The sequence below is a fragment of the Anthropogastromicrobium sp. genome (genome assembly GCF_037349415.1).
Taxonomy (GTDB): Bacteria; Bacillota; Clostridia; order Lachnospirales; family Lachnospiraceae; genus Anthropogastromicrobium; species Anthropogastromicrobium aceti.
Genome location: NZ_JAXWCK010000031.1, coordinates 1 through 20,550, shown reverse-complemented (window position 1 = coordinate 20,550; position 20,550 = coordinate 1). Strand labels below are relative to the sequence as shown.

The window sequence follows — 20,550 nt, the reverse complement described above, 5'->3', positions numbered from 1 at the left end:
TGATATTTTAAAGGTTTTGGCACAGGCGCTTGAGGTAGATTATCTGTGGCTTGAAGGCGAAGATGTGGCAATGACAGCAGACAGTCAGCCAGCAAAAGAGCAGCAGATTAAAAATTCATGGAGTATAGGAGAAGACGGTATGAGAACATTTAATAAATCATCAAAGCTGGACAATGTATTGTATGATGTGAGAGGACCGGTTGTAGAGGAAGCAAAGAGAATGGAAGATGCAGGTATGCATGTTCTGAAATTAAACATCGGAAATCCGGCACCGTTTGGCTTTCGTACACCAGAAGAGGTTATCTTTGATATGCGCCAGCAGCTTACTGAGTGTGAGGGATACTCTGATTCTAAGGGCTTATTCTCAGCAAGAAAGGCAATCATGCAGTATGCACAGTTAAAGAATCTTCCGAATGTTACGATCAATGACATCTATACAGGAAATGGCGTCAGTGAGCTTATCAATCTGTCTATGCAGGCACTTCTTGATGAGGGAGATGAGATTTTAATTCCGTCACCTGATTATCCGCTGTGGACAGCAACAGCTACACTTGCCGGTGGAAAGGTTGTTCACTATATTTGTGATGAACAGGCAGAATGGTATCCTGATATGGATGATATTAAAAAGAAGATAACAGACCGTACAAAGGCCATTGTTTTAATTAATCCAAACAATCCGACTGGTGCATTATATCCAAAGGAAGTATTAATGGAGATTGTAAAAATTGCAAGAGAGCATCAGTTAATCATTTTCTCAGATGAGATTTATGATCGTCTTGTTATGGATGGAGAAGAGCATATCTCAATTGCATCGCTGGCACCAGATCTGTTTTGCGTAACATTCAGCGGCCTTTCTAAATCTCACATGATTGCAGGTTTTCGTATTGGCTGGATGATCTTAAGCGGAAAGAAGGAGATGGCAAAGGATTATATTGAAGGCTTAAACATGCTTTCTAACATGCGACTTTGCTCCAACGTTCCGGCACAGTCTATCGTACAGACTGCACTCGGAGGATATCAGAGCGTAAATAATTATATTATACCAGGCGGCCGTATTTATGAGCAAAGAGAGTATATCTATAAGGTATTAAATGATATTCCTGGCATCAGTGTTGTAAAGCCCAAGGCAGCTTTTTATGCCTTCCCAAAGATCGATACAAAACGCTTCAATATCGTCGATGATGAGAAATTTGCTCTTGATTTCTTAAAGGAGAAGAAGGTTCTGATCGTACATGGAGGTGGCTTTAACTGGAAGCAGCCAGACCATTTCCGTATTGTATATCTGCCGCGTATTGAGATACTTGAGGAATCATTAAACAATTTGCGTGATTTCTTATCGACATATCAGCAGTAACCCTCGCAAAAAATTAAAAAAACCGTAAGAATCACTTCCTTGTGTTTGACACATCGCTGTGCTATAGTAAAAGAAAAAGCTGTGTCGAAAGATGCAAAACAGTGCAGTCAAATGTGATGCGCATGGGGAGGCCGGATGAAAAAACAAATTATACTTTTTGTGCTCCTGTTGTCGCTTATGACAGCAGGAGTTTTTCCTTTACAGAATACGATTGGCTATGCAAGCGAGTCATCAGGAAGAAAGATCGTGACTATTGTTTTTGATGATTCCTTTAGTATGGCAAATGAGAATCGCTACTCGAATGCTAATTATGCGATTCAGGCATTTATTGCGCTTTTAAATGAAGAGGATGAACTTCATTTAATTTATATGAGTGATGCTGCAAGACAGCTGGCGGCGCAGCCGGGAAATTTTGATCCGTCAGCGATTGCAAAAGATATTGACCTGACAAATCCGCAATCAGGTGCCGATCAGGTGAGAAATAATCCGTGGCAGGGTGCAGGAACACCGTTTGGTGCAGTGCAGATGGGATACAATGAATTAGTATCTCATGAAGATACTGATTCTTCCACACAATATTATCTGATTGTATTGTCAGATGGTGGTTTTATGGACGATGCGACAAATCAGATTACGATTGACACTGGGACTGTGCAGGGACAGTTTGAATCCTTTTATGGAACCTTGATGCCAAACCAGACACATATGAATACATATTATCTGGCAATTGGTGCAGAAGCAGTGGCGCTTACTGATAGACCAGATCTTAACTTTCATGCGCAGACGGCGTCAGATGGTCAGAGTATGATTCTTGCAATAGGAGCGTTAGCTGATACTATTTCAGGCCGCTATCGTCTTGATGCTTCAGAGATTTCTGTTTATGATACGTTTGTCAGTTTTACTAGCGAACTTCCATTAAAGAGTGTATCCTTTTTATCGCAGGGAAGAGAGGCAGCAGTATCTTCTGTCACTGGACCAAATGGCGAAAACTATGAAATAAGACGAAACGTGACTCTTGCACCAGATGGATATAATGCCGATCCATCACTTTTTGGAAATGCAATCGTGACTGATGCAGGTGGTGCGAATATGCCTGCAGGTACATATCAGGTGCAGTTTACAGCAGGAGTTGATCCGGCCAGTCTGAATGTTATGATTGAGCCGGCTGTAGAGTGCCGTCTGGATGTACAATATAATGGGGAGACAGTTTCGGCAGAAAAATTAGCAGAAATTCCAGAGGGTGAGACTGTGACGATCACGGCGCAGGCTGTTGAGAGCGGAACCGATACGGTGGTTGATAGTTCATTTTTGGAGGAAGGAACTGCCAATACACTTGTCTACGAGGTAGATGGAAACGAGATTGTACGTTCCGATACAGGTGAGCTGACGATCACTTTGCAGCTTGGTGCGGGGCGCATAAGCGGACAAATTCAGATGCCAGGCTTTTTGCCAAAGACGGCAGATGAGCGTTTTACGACAAAGTCAAAAGTTGTATATCGTGTAGAATCAGATGCGGCTGATGTATCTGTGCGTCAGAATGAGTTAGATTCCTGCGAAGAAATTCGTTTTTACCTTACAGCAGATGGCGTGAAAATGAGTGCTGATGAAGCAAAGAATTACCCGCTTTCTACACCGGTATTAACTGGTGCAGAGGTGAAGTATGAGTGGTATCAGGATGAGGATAGTGGTGAGTGGATTTTTAAGCCAAAGGGTGAAACAGACAGTACTGGCACACTTACGGTTTATGTAGAAAATGAAGAATTAGAGGCATCAGGTCAGGCAGTTATTGATGTGATTCCAAGAATACATTATCAGATTATACAGATTGGTGGACAGGATGCTCATGCAGCTCAGACATCTCTTGGACAAATGGAGCCAATAAAGTTTAAGATTACAGCTGATGCAGAGGCACTTGATAGGGCAGCAATTGATGCGTTAAAGACAAAGCCTACGCTAGCTGTTAAGATGACAGACAGCTCATTTTTTATATGGAAAACAGGCGAAAAAAGAAATGGCATTTCTGGACGGTGGTATATTGAAGATGATGGAACATGTGTATACCAGCCGAAAGGCCTAAGCTGGTTTTATGGAACTGGAGAAGTGGCACTGACACTCTCTGAGGAGGCATCGTGTACGGCAGTCTTTACAATAGAGGAAAGAAGTTTTCTTTATTGGATACCGATTGGTTTTGTCTTATTCTCACTTTTTCTTCTCTGGTGTATCATAGGGTGGATTCGTCAGCCTAAATTCAATAATCAGATCATGGAGATTGTGGTATATACAAAGTTTGGAAGTGCAATTCAGGAATCACCGCGCATCAAGGTTATGAAGCGTCGCATCGGATTAATCCCATATCGTGCATGTCGCATGCGTGTAGGGGATCTTGTATTTATTGCAGCGCCAGGTCGAAAAATCGTACTAGATAAGGATTGTGTGAGAGGACGCGTTGTATATTCAGGTAAGGTTCGGTTTATGGGAAGAAGTGCAGGAAACATGAAACGTTTGCTTCGTATGATGGAACCGGCAAAGCGTGATGTGCGCATGGTGCGCGGCATGGAACTTTATGTGGCACCAGATAAAAATGCGCAGGCGCTGACTGGATACCGTATTACAGGGTAAGCAGAAAGGTATGGGTATTGGTATGGATGCATATGAGCAGATGGGAAGAGAGCTTTTTGAAAAAAGTCAGGGTGCACCGATATTGCTGATTGGTATGGGCGGTGTCGGAGGACGCATTGTGGCACAGATAGATAAAATGTTAGCAAAGGATTCACCAAGGCGCGATAAGGTGGCGATTCTTGCGATTGACACAAATGTAAAGGATCTTCGAAAGCTGCGTGAGCAGGGAATAGAGACAATTCAGATCAGCGATGAGCGTCTGGTTCGTCAATATTTGAAGGATCATCCTCAGTATATGAGTTGGTTTCCGAATAACATTTTTTTGAATAACAGAGGAATGCTTGAGGGCGCTGGACAGATTAGAGCAATATCTAGACTCGCAGCACTAGCTGCTGAGGAAGAAGGAAAGTTTCGCCCGATTGAAGAGGCAGTCAGAAAAATTGCAGCTGTCACGGGAAGCGGATTAAAGGAAAATATCATGACGATGGTTGTCGGATCAATATGCGGCGGTACAGGAGCAGGCATGTTTATCCAGATCCCATTTTATGTCAAAAAAATCATTCAAAAGGTGCTTGCAATTCCAAATGTGATGGTTAGAGGCATGTTTTTGGGACCTGATATTATGGCTCCTATTCAGCCGGGAGATTTAAATCGTCAGGCTGTATATGTTAATGCATATGCCTGCCTAAAAGAATTAAATGCGTTTTATTTATTGCAGAGACGTGATGCTTCATCGTCACTTCTTCGCATGGAATATTATGATTACGGAGAAAATGAGGATCTTGAGGCAGAGGTGATGGAGTCGCGCCAGATGTATCAGGCAATTGCAAAGGATCTTTCGTCAAAGGGCGTGGCTGTATTAGATGAAGAAATACCAGAGGAGGTACAGGAGGAATATCTAAAGCGAAACGGAACTATTCCATATGATCATCTGTTTTTATTTGACAGCAGCTTTAATGGCGGCACGATTGGACAAAAGCAGCTGGCAGAGGTAGAGCGCATGATTGCGTCCATGGCATATGTGCATCTGCTTACGGATGTAGGAGAAAATGCGCTGTCTGTTGAGGATAATTTTATTCTTTCCACGATTGGAAGCAATGGTATGGCTCGCTTTGGAAGCGCAGGTCTTTGCAAGATTATTTATCCAGGTGAGCAGATCATGCAGTATTGCTCAATGAGATGGATTACAGAGCTTGTTGATTCTTATTGGATGCGTATTGATAAGCGCTTTGAAGAAGAACTTATTCTGGCAAGGGAAGAACAGGCAATGAATCCGCGTATTCAGCTGCCTGGAATTATCGAGCGTTATCAGGAGATTTTTTTGGAGGAGACATCAGGAGAACATGCAAGTATGGCATCCTTATATGCTCAGGTTTTCATGCAGAGTGATGATGGAACAGATTTTTCGCTTGCAGACCGCTTTTTGGAGCAGATTGAGGAGATGATAGAGGATGCGACTTCAAAGGAAAGTCTGCAGCGCCTTGGAGAATCCTGTATGGATATTTCTATTGATCAATGGATTCAGTCACCGGAAGCAGCAAGACAGGGAGTAGCAACAAATAAGCAGTCAATTAGAAATTATAGGGCTGCTGTCATGAAGGTTATTGATGATACGAAATATTCACTTCCAAATCAAATGATTCCGGCAACGCTTAGCGCAATGATTCAGATGAGTGACCGTGACAGCTGTATTTCTCAGATTCTTGGACGTGTACATCCGATTGCGGCTCGTTATCTTTTGTATGCGATTTTAGAGCAGACTGCAGCACGGGCAAGAGAGGCAAATGAGGATTGCTTTGGACTTGAACTTGATCTGATCAGCAAGGCAGATTATGATATAAGCGGCAAAAATCCAGGGCTTCCGATAGAGGCTATTCTTGGAAAAAGGATGAATCGCAAACAAATGCGTCAGGTACTTGAGGTGTATGAGGATGCATCTGGAAGAACAGCTGCAAATTTGACTGCATATTTGTCGGCACAGCTGCGCGCAAATGTTTATGAGACGCTGCAAAAACGTCTTGAAAAGCTGTGTGATCTGTACAGACGTTTTTTCAATGTATTAGAAAGCTCTACGGAGGATCTTAGAAGACAGATTCGTGAACTCAAAACGATGGGAAGACAGTCATCTGTAGGAGAACAATATATTTGCTGCAGTGAATCGTGCCTGGAAACATTATATGAAAGATTTGCTCTTATGTGTCAGAATACAGGCGCCGAGCTTCCGCAGGAGTCGGCAAGAATGATTCTTCGAAATATTTACGGAGAGATGGAGCTGGAATTAAAGAAAAACAATATGGAAGACCGCCGCAGAGAGGATATGGCTTATAATAACCGCATGAGGACGATATTTAATCAGGCGGTGGCAGAGGTGATGCAGCAAAAAGCGCGTGAGCAGGCTTCTTCAGTAGTGGAAATAAGTATATATGATGCATTTGCACTTGAGATGCAGACAGAGCTTGGCATTGTGCGTGAGCATGATCGTGATCGTTATGATGCAATGCTAGATGCATGGATTAAAAGCAAGGTATCAGCTGCCATGACAATGGCGCAGCCTTGGATCGGCATATGCAATACAGTGGGTGCGACGACTATGTCTGTTTATCTTGCAATGCATCCTGACAATGCTGTTAGAATGGATAATACACCATCTGTCGAGGCGACAGCAGCACGTTATTTAAAAGAACGAACAACACCACAGGGTCATGCAGTTACTGTGCTGATCCATGATAATTTCCGCCAGAATGAATTGATTTGCTATAAGGCACGCTACAACTTGCTTATTGAAAATCTTGATAAATTCAAACGGGAAGGAGAGGCGCATCGCTACTATGAGCAGCGAATCAACCGTATTGGTCAGCTGCCAGGTACGTCAAGAGAGTCAGAGATCATTACTGTAATCAATCCTCATTTAAATAAATATTGGTGCGAGGAGGGCTTTCTTCCAAGTATTTATCCATCGCAGCGAATTGTGGATGAAAAAAATAACATGCGAGCCTTTTTCTATGCACTAACACTTGAAAAACCTTGCTGTGTGCGTTTGAAAAATACTAAGGGAAAAATATCATGGTGGTTTCTTCGTGGTATGGATACGATTCGCGTCAAGGCAGCAGGTGTCCCAATTGGAAGCTCTTATGCAGATCTGTATGAAGCGATGAAATTTAACAGGGATATGAAATATACACTTTTATATTATGGAAAAAATCATTTGCATCGTATAAAGGCTCAAAGCATGCAGGATCAGCTAGAGCAGGAAATTTACACGCAGCCGATAATTGCCGATATGATTCAGCAGGAGAAAGAGCCAGACGATGAAAACATGCTTGATATTTTTGAAAAGATGTCAAGAAGTATGGAAAGTGCACAGTTTAATCGTTTGTTAGAGGGATTGGCACAGTTTATTCGTGAGTATTGTGAGTATATGTTTGATAAGGACGAGGTCAAGGTAATATACGCATGCCGAAATATAAGAAATGCTATTGCAACATTCTCAAAGCTTTATCAAAGAAGCAAACAGGAAAAGCTTACATACAGAGAAGAACATTTATTGTCAGTTTTCCTTGAGCTTTATGAAGAAGATGACATGGCAGATTCAAATGCAGGATTAAGCAAAGTCCTTTATGATACTGATGATCCGGATGCAGAAGCTGCAGTCGCAAAAGATGAGCCAGGTGAGAAAATTTTTACAGATGATTATGATGATCTTGCCTAAACAAAGGCAGCGCTATAGTAAGGGGGTGAAAAAATGCTGTATGTGGTGAATGTGGAAGCGTGTATTCATCAGGAAAATTATGGTATTTTTTTCTATGAGCCTGCAGCAAAGCAAAAGATAGAGCTGTTTGAGGCAAAATGGACATTTGAGTCACTGACAGATGTATTTTCACAAATTGCAGCGCATATAAACCGCCGCGAGTTTGAAGATAATGATTATCAGGTCATCGTATGTGTAAGAAAACATAAAAGAGCATCAAGACATCAGATGAATGCTCAGCTTATATGGCATGACACAACACTATATGCAAAGACACTCACAGCAAGAGCACTTGAGCAGTCTGGTATGACATCTGTACTGACTTCATCGTATACAAGAAAAATAAAAATTGTTTTTCAGTCTGAGCAGGAATATTTTGGAAGTGCACAGCAGATAAGCAGCTGGGAGGAGGAACAGGAAGGTCTTAGATCCTTTTTAGTAAGTCTGCAGGCTGCTTGTGAGGCTATACAAAATGATCAGAGTGATCATGAAGATATGTCTGGTGAGAAAAATTCATATGTCATGGTAGACAGCTTTGGACTGCCATCAGTGCTTACTCCTAAGGAGTGGGAGAATACTCTTTTTCAGGCGCTTAATGTTGCAGTGCTTAACGCAAAGAGGGAATCTTCACAGACATGGCTTCAAAGAAGGATTCTTTCTGTAATAGAGGAAGAAAAGCTGCTTGACGAGAAAATGAGAATGCCAGAGGAGGAACTTCCACAGATTGATAATATAAATTCGCCAGATGAAATATCAGATGACAATTATGGCGAATATATAAGCCATCGTCTTAGAAGTGTAATCGAAGGAAGTCAGATAGGGCGTGTATGTGAAGTTATTTATTGGCCGGTTGCAGCAAATAGCAGCCAGGCGAGTACACTTGCTATGTTTGGGCTTGTGGAGCTTTTGTGTATGCAAAAAGAAATCACACAAGAAAGCATACAGCGTTATTTGACACATGGAGATCCTCGTGCAGCCAAACAATTGCAGGAACACTTTTTGGATGTTCTGGATGGATACCGATATCAGCTTAGAAAAAAACGTCAGCAGATCATACGTGAAATTCAGGCAGAGCATGCAGACTTATATGCATCAAATGACCAAGAAACATCTTTTGAGCAGGAACAAAGGATTCGTATAGAACCTTTGATGGTTCCAAGTGCACCGCAGGAATATCAGGAGCATTTAAAAAATGTAAAGATGCAGCTTGACATCTGTGAGCTTTCTTTAAAAGAAGGAAAGAAAAGTGAGATGAAGGAGCGTATAGAGCAGGCCTCTGATATTCTTTTTAAGACAACAGATGGTTTAGAGGATGAGCTTGTGGCATATCAAAAGGCGGCAGCGAAGACACTTTATCGGGAGATAGAGCAGTCTGCTTCAATTGGTTTTGAATCAGTATCATCAGTAAATAAGCTAAGCGAAGCATCTATTCAAACAAAAAAAATACAGAAGCAAAAGACAGAAGCATCTGCAAAGGAAATGATCACAAAATGGAAGCAAGATATGCAGTTTCTTGTGCACTGCGCAAAGCTTACAGGATTCTTGCCATCATTTTTGTATCTGTGCGGCTGCATGGCATTTGCTGCTGGTATCTATTTTCCAGTCCATAAGGGTGAAGGCGTACAGTCTGTGTATGCAGGTCTTTGCGCTATGGCTGTTATCATTATTTTTCTGGCGGTGGGCAGTTTTAATATTTCTGGCTATTTTATGAATGAGATTCGTAAGAGCTATGCACATTTGCAAAACCAGATAGAGCAAGTTTTAAAGGCGTATCAATTTAGAGCACAGGATTATGAAAATTGTCTAAATGAATGGCTGTGTGAATTTAATAAGCAGCAGTTTAAGAATGACCAGGCACAAAAAAATCAAGGTAAAAATGAGCAGGTATCAGCGCGTGCATGGCATCTTGCGAACATCAAGCGCATTTTAGATTTGCTGGATTCATTTGGGTTTGAGCAGAATAATCATGTGACTGTACAAACAGAAGATGCAATGATTGCATCACGCATTGTGCAGCCAATGGATTATAGTCAAAAAGAGCTTGGAAATGAATGCTATTGGCCAGTTTGGACAGAAAATGATATTGAAAGGGGGCAGAGAAGGTGAAAGAAATTGTGACGATTATTTTTGCTTTATTATTTCTGGCACTTGATTTGTCTCTGATTGTTTCAGTAAAGAGGCTTATAAAGGCAGGAAGCAAGATTCAGGGAGCAGCGGCAGCTGTCTGCTATGGAATTTTTGGTGTTGTGGCTGTATTTGCGTGCGGAATTGGAAGCGAAGGCATGTATCAGTCAATGAAAAAGACTGCATTGTTTTCTTATATAAAAATAAACTTTTTGTCTGGAAGCAATCCGCAGGTTTTATATTTTCTTTTTTATATACTGATGATTAATTTTGCAGTATGCATTGCTGGTCTTTTGATTTGGTGGTTTATTTTACTTATGAGCAAATTGACATGCGTGCAAAATGCAGCCATATATATCAAAGAAAAAATGAGAAAACGTCCATTTACAACTATACTTGGCAAATGGCTCTGGAATCTTAGCAGTGCGATGCTCGTTTTATTTTTTATTCAGATTGTGTGCGGACTGATTGCAGTGTATGTGAAAATTCCAGAGTTTTCTTATATAAGAAAAACACAGTGGTTATACGGCTTTTTTAGGCTTACGTTTTTGATTAGTCTTGTAATGGCTGGTGTTGGCAGAGCACTTAGCTATGATGTCAAATGGTCACTTGAACAGGGAGCACCACAAGAGTCAGCAACACAAAAAGCTGAAAAAAAGCAAGCATCGTATGAGCGATTGCTTTTGGGTGTTAATCTGAGGGTGGCATCTAGAAGTGATTTGAAAATGGTGCTTCCAGATTATCTGTATGAATGCTTTCAAAGACGCCACAGAGTAGTCTTTCTATGCAGAGGAAAAGAAGAAAAATTGCATTGGCAGATGACTTTAACTGATATGCTTACAGGACGATTTGGTGAAATTTGCTTGATTAGAATTGGTGAATCAATACACTTGAAGAATCGCGAAGATATTGATATACTTGTGGCAGATGCGGATGAATTTTTACATACAAATTTACAGCAAATTTGGCCGCAGTGGTTTTTTCAGGTTGGATTCGTCATTTTGTCTGATTCACATCGTTTTCTGGCAGATACGACACAGGCAGATGCTTTTTTTGCTCTTTGGAGACAGATGGCTAGTCAGGATTTTTCACAAAGGAGCAGCAAATCTTCGATTCAGTATTTATTTTTAGACTGTACAATGAGCGCACAGGAAAAAGAAGCACTTGTTTATTATGCAGGAGGCGATGTTGAAGATCAAGCTGACTGGGAAAAAGAAGCATCTAATGAGGAAAGCAGAGAATTAGTTCCATGGCTTGTTGTATCACAGGCAGGTCTTTACAGAAGATTACTTCTTTTAATGAAGGCAGAAAATGGGGTGCCTGAGAGTTGGCTTATCAGACAAAAAAAGCGCTTTGGTATGGAGCATGCATCAACAGAGGAGTTTCTAAAAAACGTATTGTCAGCTGTTCTTCCAGACTATCCGGTGCAAAACATCTATGATATCTTTTCATTTGAGGAGGAGCCAGCCTGGCCGCATGGCAAATGGAAAGTTCGCTTAAGCGATGCAGCAGCAGAGGCAATTTTGACAAGGAGAGACACAGAGAAAAAGCTTATCAGCACTCGACCAGAAATGATTCGCCTGCCGGATATGGTCTATGAAATGGAAGATGTGGCGCCGCTTGGAAGCAAGCTTGAGCAAAACAATTGGCGTATGCAGCTTTGTGAGGCAAAGATAAAACGAACATGCAGGGGTGTTTATTTTCTTGCAGAAACAAGGAGTCTTTCTGATTATGATCATATGATACATGAGGAATATGAAGAAAAATCAGTATTTAGACAGCCTGATCAGTACGAGACAGTTTTTTTGCAGCTTACAATTATGTGCAGTGAGAGTTCAGAGAAAAAACAGCTTGCGCAGTTATTGGCATCAGTTTGCAATGAAGTGTTATCGACCATCTTTCCTTATAATAAAGGGCAAATTACGGCATGTTATCGTGATGAGGATTCTTCTTTGGGAATTGTTCCTTTTATCAGACATAGTCAGACAACGGAAAATATGTACCAGGATGCGTTTGTGATTGATCTTATCGAAAATCAGAGTGAGGAAGGACTTGCCGCCGCACTTTATAAAAACAGCAGTCTTCTTTTTATGCTGTGCAGGGAATGGCTAAGACGCGCTGTAGATGATCCAAAGTCAAACGAGGCCGCGCTTGTAGATTATATGATGAAAGCACAGCAAACACAGCTGATGCTTCCTGCCGCATCTGAAAGTGCAGGACAGCTTGCAGGATTAGCGAAGCTTCTCTTGGGACTTTTGAGCGAGTAAACATGATTGTCACCTGCCAGCCAAATAGCGATGAACAGCTAGAAAATTAGGAGGAAAACAAAAATGAGTGGAGAAAAAAATCAGGTATTAGAGAATATGAAAACAAGAAGAAGTATCCGCAAATATAAGCCGGATATGGTTCCGAAGGAAATTATTGAGAAGATTGCAGAGGCTGGAACATACGCTGCAACTGGCATGGGCAAGCAGTCTCCAATCATTATTGCCGTTACAAACAAAGAACTTAGAGATCGTCTTTCCAAAATGAATGCACAGGTTATGGGATCAAACAGCGATCCATTTTACGGTGCACCAGTAGTTTTAATCGTTCTGGCAAATAAAAATTATGGCACTTATGTTTACGATGGAAGCCTTGTCATGGGTAATCTGATGTTAGCCGCACATGAGCTAGGCATAGCAAGCTGCTGGATCCACCGTGCAAAAGAAGAATTTGAAAGCCCAGAAGGAAAGCAGATCTTAAAAGATTTAGGCATTACAGGTGATTATGAAGGCATCGGTCATTGTATTTTAGGTTATGCTGACTGTGAAGAGCCAACAGCTGCACCGAGAAAAGAAAACTATGTGATTTTTGCGGAGTAAGCGCAAAAAAGAAAATGCAAAATAAAGTTGCATAAGAGTGAAAGCGATATCTTTTAATGTACAATATGGCGAGGCTGTATGTACAAAAGATATCGCTTTTTATATGGAGCATAAACAAAATTGGCACTTGAATTATAGATGCATGTGATGATATAGTATATACAAATGTTTAACAAAAGAAAAATAATAAAACACCCGTTGATTGGAAGGTCAGCGATAAAAAGGTGTGAGTCAACATGAGGGAGAGGAAAATGACAGAGTTTGCGCAAAAGCTAAATGATTTATTGAATCAGCAACCAGAGAAGCCAGTAACAATCGCAAGAATGGCGAAGATCAGTCCTGATGATATATCGAAATACAAAAGAGGAAAACGTTTTCCTGAGAATAGAGAAAAAGTGAATAGGTTGTTGTCTGTAATTCGTTGCTCAGCTTCTGCGCGCGATGAGGTAAAAAATGCTTGGAAACAGGAATACATGGCGCGAAAATATAAGGAAGATGATGCATGGGAATGCATAAAAGAAGTTTTAAGATTTCTCCAAAGTGAAAGTCTCACATCAGATATCTACTTGTACGAGAAAAAAAGCGAGTCTCGTTTGACGGAGGGGGTACTTTGCGGAAGCTTAGATGTAAGAAAATATTTAGAAGCTTTTTTGAGTAATAGCCAGGAACGTGAAATAAAAATGTGGGGGAACGAGGAGTTTGTGGAAAATTTGTCTTTAATCCCATACTCAAAAGAGACTCAATATTTACACTTAATTCATTCAGAAAGTAATAAAAAAACGTCAAAGTGGATTCATACAGTATGTGGAATGCTGTTAAGGATGATTTCTTGTCCACAATATTATCCAATGATTGTATATGGAAATAATGGTTGGGCAGGACAACTTTTTTCTGGTGTTGTCATTTCAGAAAAAGAGGCTGTTTTTATATCGGAAGATGCAGAACAGGGAATCGTGTTAAGAGATAATGATCAGATTCGGATGATTAATCACTATTTTATGAAGATACGAGAACAGGGAAAGCCAATTGCCGTGACTGTAAAACAAGGAGAGTGGTATAGGGTAATTGATGATGCAGCTATTTTTATCCAAGGTTGGATTGAGTTAGATCGTATTACAAAAAGAAAAGGGACATGTTATATTACATCAAAGGCAATACAGACTTTTTCTGAAAATAGTGTTTTGTGGGATCGCTATAAAAATGAATGGTATCAATATAAATCAAAACTCGGAAAGAAAAGTATATTTGAATCCATACTAAAGGACTCAAAGACTGTTCTTATTGATAGTGATTTAATGCCATTAAAAACGAATCTTACAATTGAATTTTGTGAGGAGCGTTTTTTGTGTATTTCAGTGGTGGCAGAATATGAAATTAGAAGATATGAGGTGTGTGAGCCAGAACTAATCCGATGGATCGGATGTACACTGAAAGAAATCTCCGATTCTGAATTTGTGATGAGTGAACAAAGAAAACAGCAATTTCTTTTACAAATGATTGAAAACACAGAGAAGGAGAACGAGAAAATATGAGTACGTTTGCACAGTTATTTGAAAGAATGATGGCAGCACATAATGTAACAATGCACCAGATCGCAGCAAGATTGGAAGTGGAATATCATGTACTGAGTCGCTTTAAAAATGGAACGAAAAAACGATCTGTAAAATTGTTAAAATCAATATTGCGTGTCGTTCCGTGTAATAATCGTACAGAGCAAGAGTTGTATGAGGCATTATTCCGAGAAGAATTGCAGACAGCGTATGGAAAAGAGGCATGGGAATGCATAAAAACACTTAAAGAACTGTTGAGTATTCAATTTTTGTCTGTGGATGAGATGTCCGAAGGCATGGAAAATGTTCAAAGGGAAAATCAGGGTAGCAATGGAAATGACATATGGACAATGAAGAATTCCCTGATTTCTGGCAGATCGTCTGTACGCGATGCAGTGCTTTTGATTTTAAATCAGGTGCGTGAGGAGTCAGATGATTTGCCTGTCATATTATGGGGACAAGGGACCGATACACTTTTATCGGATATTGCCTTTGCTTTTCATAATACAGAAATTTCAGTAGAGCATTTGTATTCATTACTGCCATCAACAAGTCAAGAAAGTAATTTGAATAATTTAAAGCTGCTGGCAGAGGTGATGCCATGTCTTCGGTCTAATTTTAATTACGATGTAAGAGTGGTGTATGAAGAAATCTCGTCGAGAGAAGCTTTTTTCCCGTTTGAGTGTCTGTTAATGACAGAGAGAGCTGCGTTATGGATTGAGAAGGAATATAAGCATGCGCAGATTGTTACAGATTCACAGGTGTTAGCTTTTTATCGTGCCAAATTTGAGAGTCAATACAAAAATAGTACGACTGTATTACAGCGAAGCATCAATATTGTGGATTGGCAGAATGAAGCTCAAGAGATGGAAGAGGAGGGAGACACGTTTTATTGCCTTAATTGGCAGTTGTGTGCGATGGAGTTAATTCCGGCCGATGTGCTTGTAACTCATATTAAGCCAGAGAAAAAAGACTATTTGATTTCGGCGCTTGGCGTTTATCAAAAGCGAGTACAGACGGTTAAAAAAAAGAAAAAGAAAAGTGAATACATAACACGTGAAGGAATTCAGTATTTTATAGACACAGGAAAGATACTGGAATTACCAGATGAATGGTATATCCCGTTTTCCAAAGAGGAACGATGTGCAGTTTTACACAGATTGTTGGAACTTATTCAAAAGGAATATGAGACTGAGCAGGCAGAGAAGAAAAAAGACGCTATGTCAGTATCGGAAGGTACGAAGCTTCCTATGATACAGATTTTAAATACAAATTATTTCAGCCTTACACCGGGAATTGCAGTTCGAAGCTCCGGTGAAGTAGATACGGATTTATCCTGTTTGGGATATGACGGAAATATGATTAATTTCTCATTTTATGAAGCTGGTATAACAAGATGGATTTTCTGCCTTCTGGAATTTTTACCAGAAAGCGGATGGGTATATTCATTAAAAGAGCAGGTTAGACTGTTAGAGGAGATGCTAGAGAAAATGGATTCACAAAGTAGTGATAGAATAATGTAAGGTGCGAAAAATATACAGGGTGAAAAAATATAGTCTATTTTGGTTGTTTAATGTAGATGGTAGTAGATACAGACTGGTTTTTGAATACAAAAAAAGTTAAAATAAAAAGAAAATTCAAAAGTTGTGTAGATTATTTTGCAGTAGCAGTAGGAGTAAAAGAATTATATACAACAAATAAAAAGTTATTACAGGAGGGGATTAGGTATGCAGTTTGGAGAACAACAATTAGAGGCGTATTTAATCGCTTATAATAAATTTCAAGCTGATATGTCGGTTGTAGAGGATTTAGAAGAAAGTCTGCATAATATGCAGGAAAATCTAAAGAACAAACAACAGCAATTGGAACAGTCTATCCGTGATAGAAATTTTACGGAAAAGCAAAAGCAAGAGGCTGAAAAAAAAGCAAGAAGATTGGAATATCAGTATTCAAGAAGTATGGGAACAAATGACATAACAGGTGGAAATGACTATGTCATCTTGAACGAATATACAGATCCAGACATATTTGAAAAAAAACAAAAGGAAATTAAGCAACAATGTGATGAATCTATTAGAGTGTATTGCGAAAAAAAAGAAGCAGAACTTACAGTGTCGAAAGGTCAGTTATTACAAGAGCAATCCGAATATAATCAAGATAAAAATAATTACATACGCCGAACGATGAAACAGATAAATAGTGACTGTCTTGATATTATAGAAAAGAAGAAGCAGGATGTTCTTGAATACTTAAATGCTAATCAGAAAATTAAAAGTACAGAAACTGCTAAACGAATTCAAAATGTTGTTGATACAGAAACTATTGGTCGAGATGAGTGTGGAAGTTCAGAAGAAAATATAATAACAAGAATTCTTTTGCTAAAAGGAACGGAAGATTATTGTAGAACTCAACGATTTGATCGGGAAGATTTTAATGATAATCGACGTAAACTTTTTAGTGATGGAATTGTTGATTTTGTTACACAATATAAAAAAGGATCTTACTATCAAAGTAAATTATTCTACCCTTTTTTGGGAATAATGATAATAGGGCTTTTCATTTTATTTACGATAGGAATTGCGCCGTGGACATCGCTAATTCCATCAAGTCGTGCAATTGCTAGTGTTGGTGGTACAGCAGTGACATGGATAATTAGAACGCTTGTATCAGCTATAATAGCAGTTGTTGTAGGGGGTATAGTATATTGGGTTGTTGAGGAAGTTATTATAGATGATGGAGGGGCTCCTGGTGTTATTGTAGGAATAATAGCATTTGTAGTTGCAATGTTTTTGTTCGACACTTTTGAATATTTGAAATTTTCAACTCAAAGTATGATGGGGGCTGGAGTTGTTCTTCATTATATTATTCTTGAAATTTTTAATTTCATTGTGATAACCGTTATTGTTGCCGTTATGTATTTGGTTATAGTACATACTGCTCTTGTGAAGATCTTTTTTAAACCAGGAAAAGATATGGTTATTGAGGATTTGAATCATTTTGAAGAGTATTTTGATAGAAATAGAGTAACCTACGTGCAAATGTTTCATTATGAGGAAGCAATAGGATATGCATGTGAAAACAGGCTACATTCAAAAATTATGGAGCTAGATGCACAACTTCAAAATATGGAAGTAGATTCGGAATGTATAGCATTTACAAGAGAATGTAACGAAAAATTAGATGCTAGACAGCGAGAGCGTAGCAGACAAATTGCTGAAATAGAACAACAGAAAAATGCGTCTGAAGAAAAAAAGAACACGTTAAGCAAAAAACTGAAAGAAAAAGATAAAGAAATTTTGGAATTGCAAGGGGTTATTGACTTCTTTACGGACAAAATTAATTTACTAATAAGTAAAATTACGAAGCAAAAAACACAGATGGAGGATACGAAGAACAGTTTGATAAAGCAGACAAAAATACTCACAGATGACAGTGTAGATACGTTTGATGCAGAATGTAAACTGTTAAATACACCTGGTGAACTTCTAAAATGCAAAGGACAATTAGCAAAGCATATTTATTTCGTTCGCAATGAAAAAGATAAAAATGAAATGGCAGAGTTAAGAAAAATTGATTTAAGGTGTCAACATACGATATTTGTATATGATGATAAAGATATTTCTGGCAATAATCTTAGCGAAGAATTATGTCATTTTATAAAATGGTTTATAGATGCTGTGCGAAGAAGTAATCCAGAAACATTGCTGAGAAAATTTCCAGTAATTGATGTATTATCTGGAATAAGTATTCTGAGCATGCCACCATATAATAGATATATTCAAGTCATAACGAATGAGGATGGAAAAGCAAAATTAGTAGGTGCTTTAGAAGAAAAGGAAAATGATATTGTATCAGATATCAGAAAGAAAGGAGTTAGAATTAATAGTTTTGATGAGCTGAATAATATAAAAATGGGGAACGATAGAAATATAAAGGATATAGCTATACGACCTAATATACCAATTGATGAATTATGGGAAAAGCCACGTCCATATAGCTTTATTATTTTTATTGTTCCTAATGTGAACGAAGATGGAGGAAAGCCGTCTGTTCTTAGTGATCAGATAAAGAATGTGCTTATGAATGTAAAGCTCTATGGTATCGTACCAATTTTTCTTATTTCTTCTAATACATGGAATAATGTTAAAGAAAGTGCAGATGCTGCTTATTTACAGAATGTCAAAGATAAGACTGTTTTTCTTGTAAAGGGCGTAGGAAGAGATAATGCATCCAAACTGGATATCTAAAGTGCTTTATGAATACTGCTGGTAATTAAAAAATTACCAGCAGATAGAGAGTGTAATTTGCAAAGCCAAGTAGAATGGTGGTGAGGAAAAATAGGTAATGAAAGTTTTAAGGATAGAATAAAAGCGAAGGTAGATCCGTCAAAAATTGATATGGAAAAATTTAAAAGGAAAAAAACAAATTCGTCAGAATCATCAGAAGATCCTAATAAAGGAGCTAGAGAGAGATCCAGACCAGAAGGGAGAGTAAGAAAATTACAGAAAAACACTTTTAAAGTAAATTCAGGTGAGATATTTCATATTGAACCTGAAAAAAAGGATGCTTTAATTTGCAAAATGATAGAGCTAGAAAGTGAATATCTAAGAATTCATCCTCCTCAATATCTTTGGTATGATTATGAGCCTGAGAAAGAATCTGATAAGGAATATGGTTTTTATAATCGTGAAAAAGGAAGAGTAAGGTATGATGATGGATTCGAAATGGATGCAGAAGCGGATACAATCTATATCAATTCAGCATATCCGCTTCAAACGAAAACAGATTATAAAGAATTTTTAGATACAATTATTCATGAAACACGACATAAATATCAATATGAATCTATAGAATCAATAAAAGATCATCGAGAGATTACTGAGACGAGTAGACAGTTCTTAGAATATTCTGATGAAAATTTTGATGAAGATTTTAGGAGGGGTAGATATCCGATAAATGGTCTTGAATGGGATACAAAAGCATTTGCAGAACAGAGAACAAAGCTGTATATGGAATATACTGTGGATGAAATACTTTCACTTGAAAAAGCACCAGCTATAATTGTAAGAAATCAAATATTGATGGAGGCAGGAAGTATATCACCTAATGGAACTATTGCCCCGATAACTGTTGGCAAGACATTTGATGAGTTTATTCAAAAAAATGCTGATAGAAAAGAAGATGAAGGTGAAAATAATATACCTAAAGGAGGTTTTAATATGGCAAGTAGTGTGGATTTTTCAGAAGAGGCTCAGAGAGCAGCAGGAAATAAATATGAGGAGGTGATTGCGGACATATATAAAATTGCATCTGATACTATAACAGAGTTTACCGGTATTATAGAGAAAACTCCGTTTGAACAGTTAGAGAGTGCTGGCAATATTTTTATTGAATTTTATAATAATGATTTGAGAGATAAAGTGAAGAAAGCGATAGAAGGATGGCGCAATTCAGATAATAGTTTTACTGCATTATTAACATCAATTGGGGAAAGTCAGAAATCTATAAACGCAGCCAATAAAATTGAAGAGGATATTCAAAATGAAGTAGAAAATTTTGGACAAATGGATCAAATTAAAATTGATAAACCGGTTGCAATTGATGTGCAAGCAATAGAGTCGGCTGCAGAAAAATTTAATACATTTTGTACAAAGCTTGGGGAACTTAAAGAAGAGTATGAAAAAACATTTAATCAATTAGCTGATAGCAATGCATTGTATGCAAATATGGTTGAAATGGTAAATACAACATTTTCTAAAGTTGAGGAAGGCGCAATTGCAACTAGAACAGATATGGAAAATATTAGCACAGAATTTAAAGAAGCATTAGGTAAGATGAACACAATAGCGACTGCAAAAGCTACAATAGCAAAAAGTAATGTGGCTACCGGTCAAGTACATCAGTTTAAAGAAAAAAGAACTAGAATGACGACTTTTTAAAATGTAAAAATTGAAAGGAAAAGAGAATGGCACAAGAAAGCTTTGCAGATTTTTTTGAGTCTATGGGCGATGATGAGCAAAATATCTTTTACCATAGTACGTTTCGCCTTAATTGGGTACGAACACTGGAAGAAAAAAAGTCAGAATCAGAAAGAAAATATTGGGTTAAATATGGAGAAACAGAAAAAATTCATATTTATAATGATTTAAAAGCAGTACTTGAGAGTATGGATATAAATCCTGATGATCAGGTAGAAAATATCAAAAAGTTTGATAAGTTTATTAATAGGCTACCAGAGATCAAATTGAAGAAAATACCGCAAGAGTTTACTTGGTATAATACTACAATAAA

The 20,550-nt window shown here is 38.5% G+C and carries 11 protein-coding genes; all 11 read left to right on the top strand.

What is annotated here, in order from left to right; genetic code table 11:
• Positions 1-139: 139 nt before the first annotated feature.
• Positions 140-1,354 (top strand): aminotransferase class I/II-fold pyridoxal phosphate-dependent enzyme, encoded by a 1,215-nt coding sequence (locus WJP93_RS06945; protein ID WP_227101249.1) that lies wholly within the window; start codon positions 140-142, stop codon positions 1,352-1,354.
• Between the two features lie 135 nt (positions 1,355-1,489).
• Complete coding sequence (locus WJP93_RS06940; protein WP_337547463.1) at positions 1,490-3,973, top strand: hypothetical protein; 2,484 nt, start codon at positions 1,490-1,492, stop codon at positions 3,971-3,973.
• Positions 3,974-3,995: 22 nt separating this feature from the next.
• Positions 3,996-7,682: a tubulin-like doman-containing protein gene (locus tag WJP93_RS06935; RefSeq protein WP_337547462.1), complete on the top strand. Its 3,687-nt coding sequence runs from the start codon at positions 3,996-3,998 to the stop codon at positions 7,680-7,682.
• 33 nt (positions 7,683-7,715) lie between these two features.
• A complete protein-coding gene (locus tag WJP93_RS06930) occupies positions 7,716-9,827 on the top strand; it encodes a hypothetical protein (protein ID WP_337547461.1) in 2,112 nt (703 codons plus the stop codon).
• On the top strand, positions 9,824-12,112 hold the full coding sequence (locus WJP93_RS06925) for a hypothetical protein (RefSeq protein WP_337547459.1): 2,289 nt from the start codon (positions 9,824-9,826) through the stop codon (positions 12,110-12,112). The genes WJP93_RS06930 and WJP93_RS06925 overlap by 4 nt, the downstream gene beginning before the upstream one ends.
• A 63-nt stretch (positions 12,113-12,175) precedes the next feature.
• The gene (locus WJP93_RS06920; RefSeq protein ID WP_118613907.1) at positions 12,176-12,709 is read left to right on the top strand and encodes a nitroreductase; all 534 of its coding nucleotides are present in this window, start codon (positions 12,176-12,178) and stop codon (positions 12,707-12,709) included.
• A gap of 236 nt (positions 12,710-12,945) precedes the next feature.
• Positions 12,946-14,241 carry a hypothetical protein gene (locus WJP93_RS06915; protein WP_337547457.1) on the top strand — a complete coding sequence of 432 codons (1,296 nt, stop codon included), beginning with the start codon at positions 12,946-12,948 and terminating at the stop codon, positions 14,239-14,241.
• The gene (locus WJP93_RS06910; RefSeq protein ID WP_337547455.1) at positions 14,238-15,782 is read left to right on the top strand and encodes a hypothetical protein; all 1,545 of its coding nucleotides are present in this window, start codon (positions 14,238-14,240) and stop codon (positions 15,780-15,782) included. Before WJP93_RS06915 ends, WJP93_RS06910 begins: the two co-directional genes overlap by 4 nt.
• Before the next feature lie 204 nt (positions 15,783-15,986).
• Positions 15,987-18,506 (top strand): hypothetical protein, encoded by a 2,520-nt coding sequence (locus tag WJP93_RS06905; RefSeq protein WP_337547453.1) that lies wholly within the window; start codon positions 15,987-15,989, stop codon positions 18,504-18,506.
• Positions 18,507-18,656: 150 nt separating this feature from the next.
• Positions 18,657-20,198, top strand: coding sequence for a hypothetical protein (locus tag WJP93_RS06900; RefSeq protein WP_337547452.1), 1,542 nt, complete (start codon positions 18,657-18,659; stop codon positions 20,196-20,198).
• 26 nt (positions 20,199-20,224) lie between these two features.
• Positions 20,225-20,550 (top strand): hypothetical protein (locus WJP93_RS06895; RefSeq protein ID WP_337547451.1); only part of this gene is annotated, 326 nt, incomplete at its 3' end.

Excerpts from the sequence above, each read along its gene's own strand:
- WJP93_RS06935 (WP_337547462.1), top strand. The coding sequence starts at position 3,996 with ATGGATGCATATGAGCAGATGGGAAGAGAGCTTTTTGAAAAAAGTCAG.
- WJP93_RS06900 (WP_337547452.1), top strand. The coding sequence starts at position 18,657 with ATGGAAAAATTTAAAAGGAAAAAAACAAATTCGTCAGAATCATCAGAA.
- WJP93_RS06930 (WP_337547461.1), top strand. The coding sequence starts at position 7,716 with ATGCTGTATGTGGTGAATGTGGAAGCGTGTATTCATCAGGAAAATTAT.
- WJP93_RS06940 (WP_337547463.1), top strand. The coding sequence starts at position 1,490 with ATGAAAAAACAAATTATACTTTTTGTGCTCCTGTTGTCGCTTATGACA.
- WJP93_RS06910 (WP_337547455.1), top strand. The coding sequence starts at position 14,238 with ATGAGTACGTTTGCACAGTTATTTGAAAGAATGATGGCAGCACATAAT.
- WJP93_RS06945 (WP_227101249.1), top strand. The coding sequence starts at position 140 with ATGAGAACATTTAATAAATCATCAAAGCTGGACAATGTATTGTATGAT.
- WJP93_RS06905 (WP_337547453.1), top strand. The coding sequence starts at position 15,987 with ATGCAGTTTGGAGAACAACAATTAGAGGCGTATTTAATCGCTTATAAT.
- WJP93_RS06915 (WP_337547457.1), top strand. The coding sequence starts at position 12,946 with ATGAGGGAGAGGAAAATGACAGAGTTTGCGCAAAAGCTAAATGATTTA.
- WJP93_RS06920 (WP_118613907.1), top strand. The coding sequence starts at position 12,176 with ATGAGTGGAGAAAAAAATCAGGTATTAGAGAATATGAAAACAAGAAGA.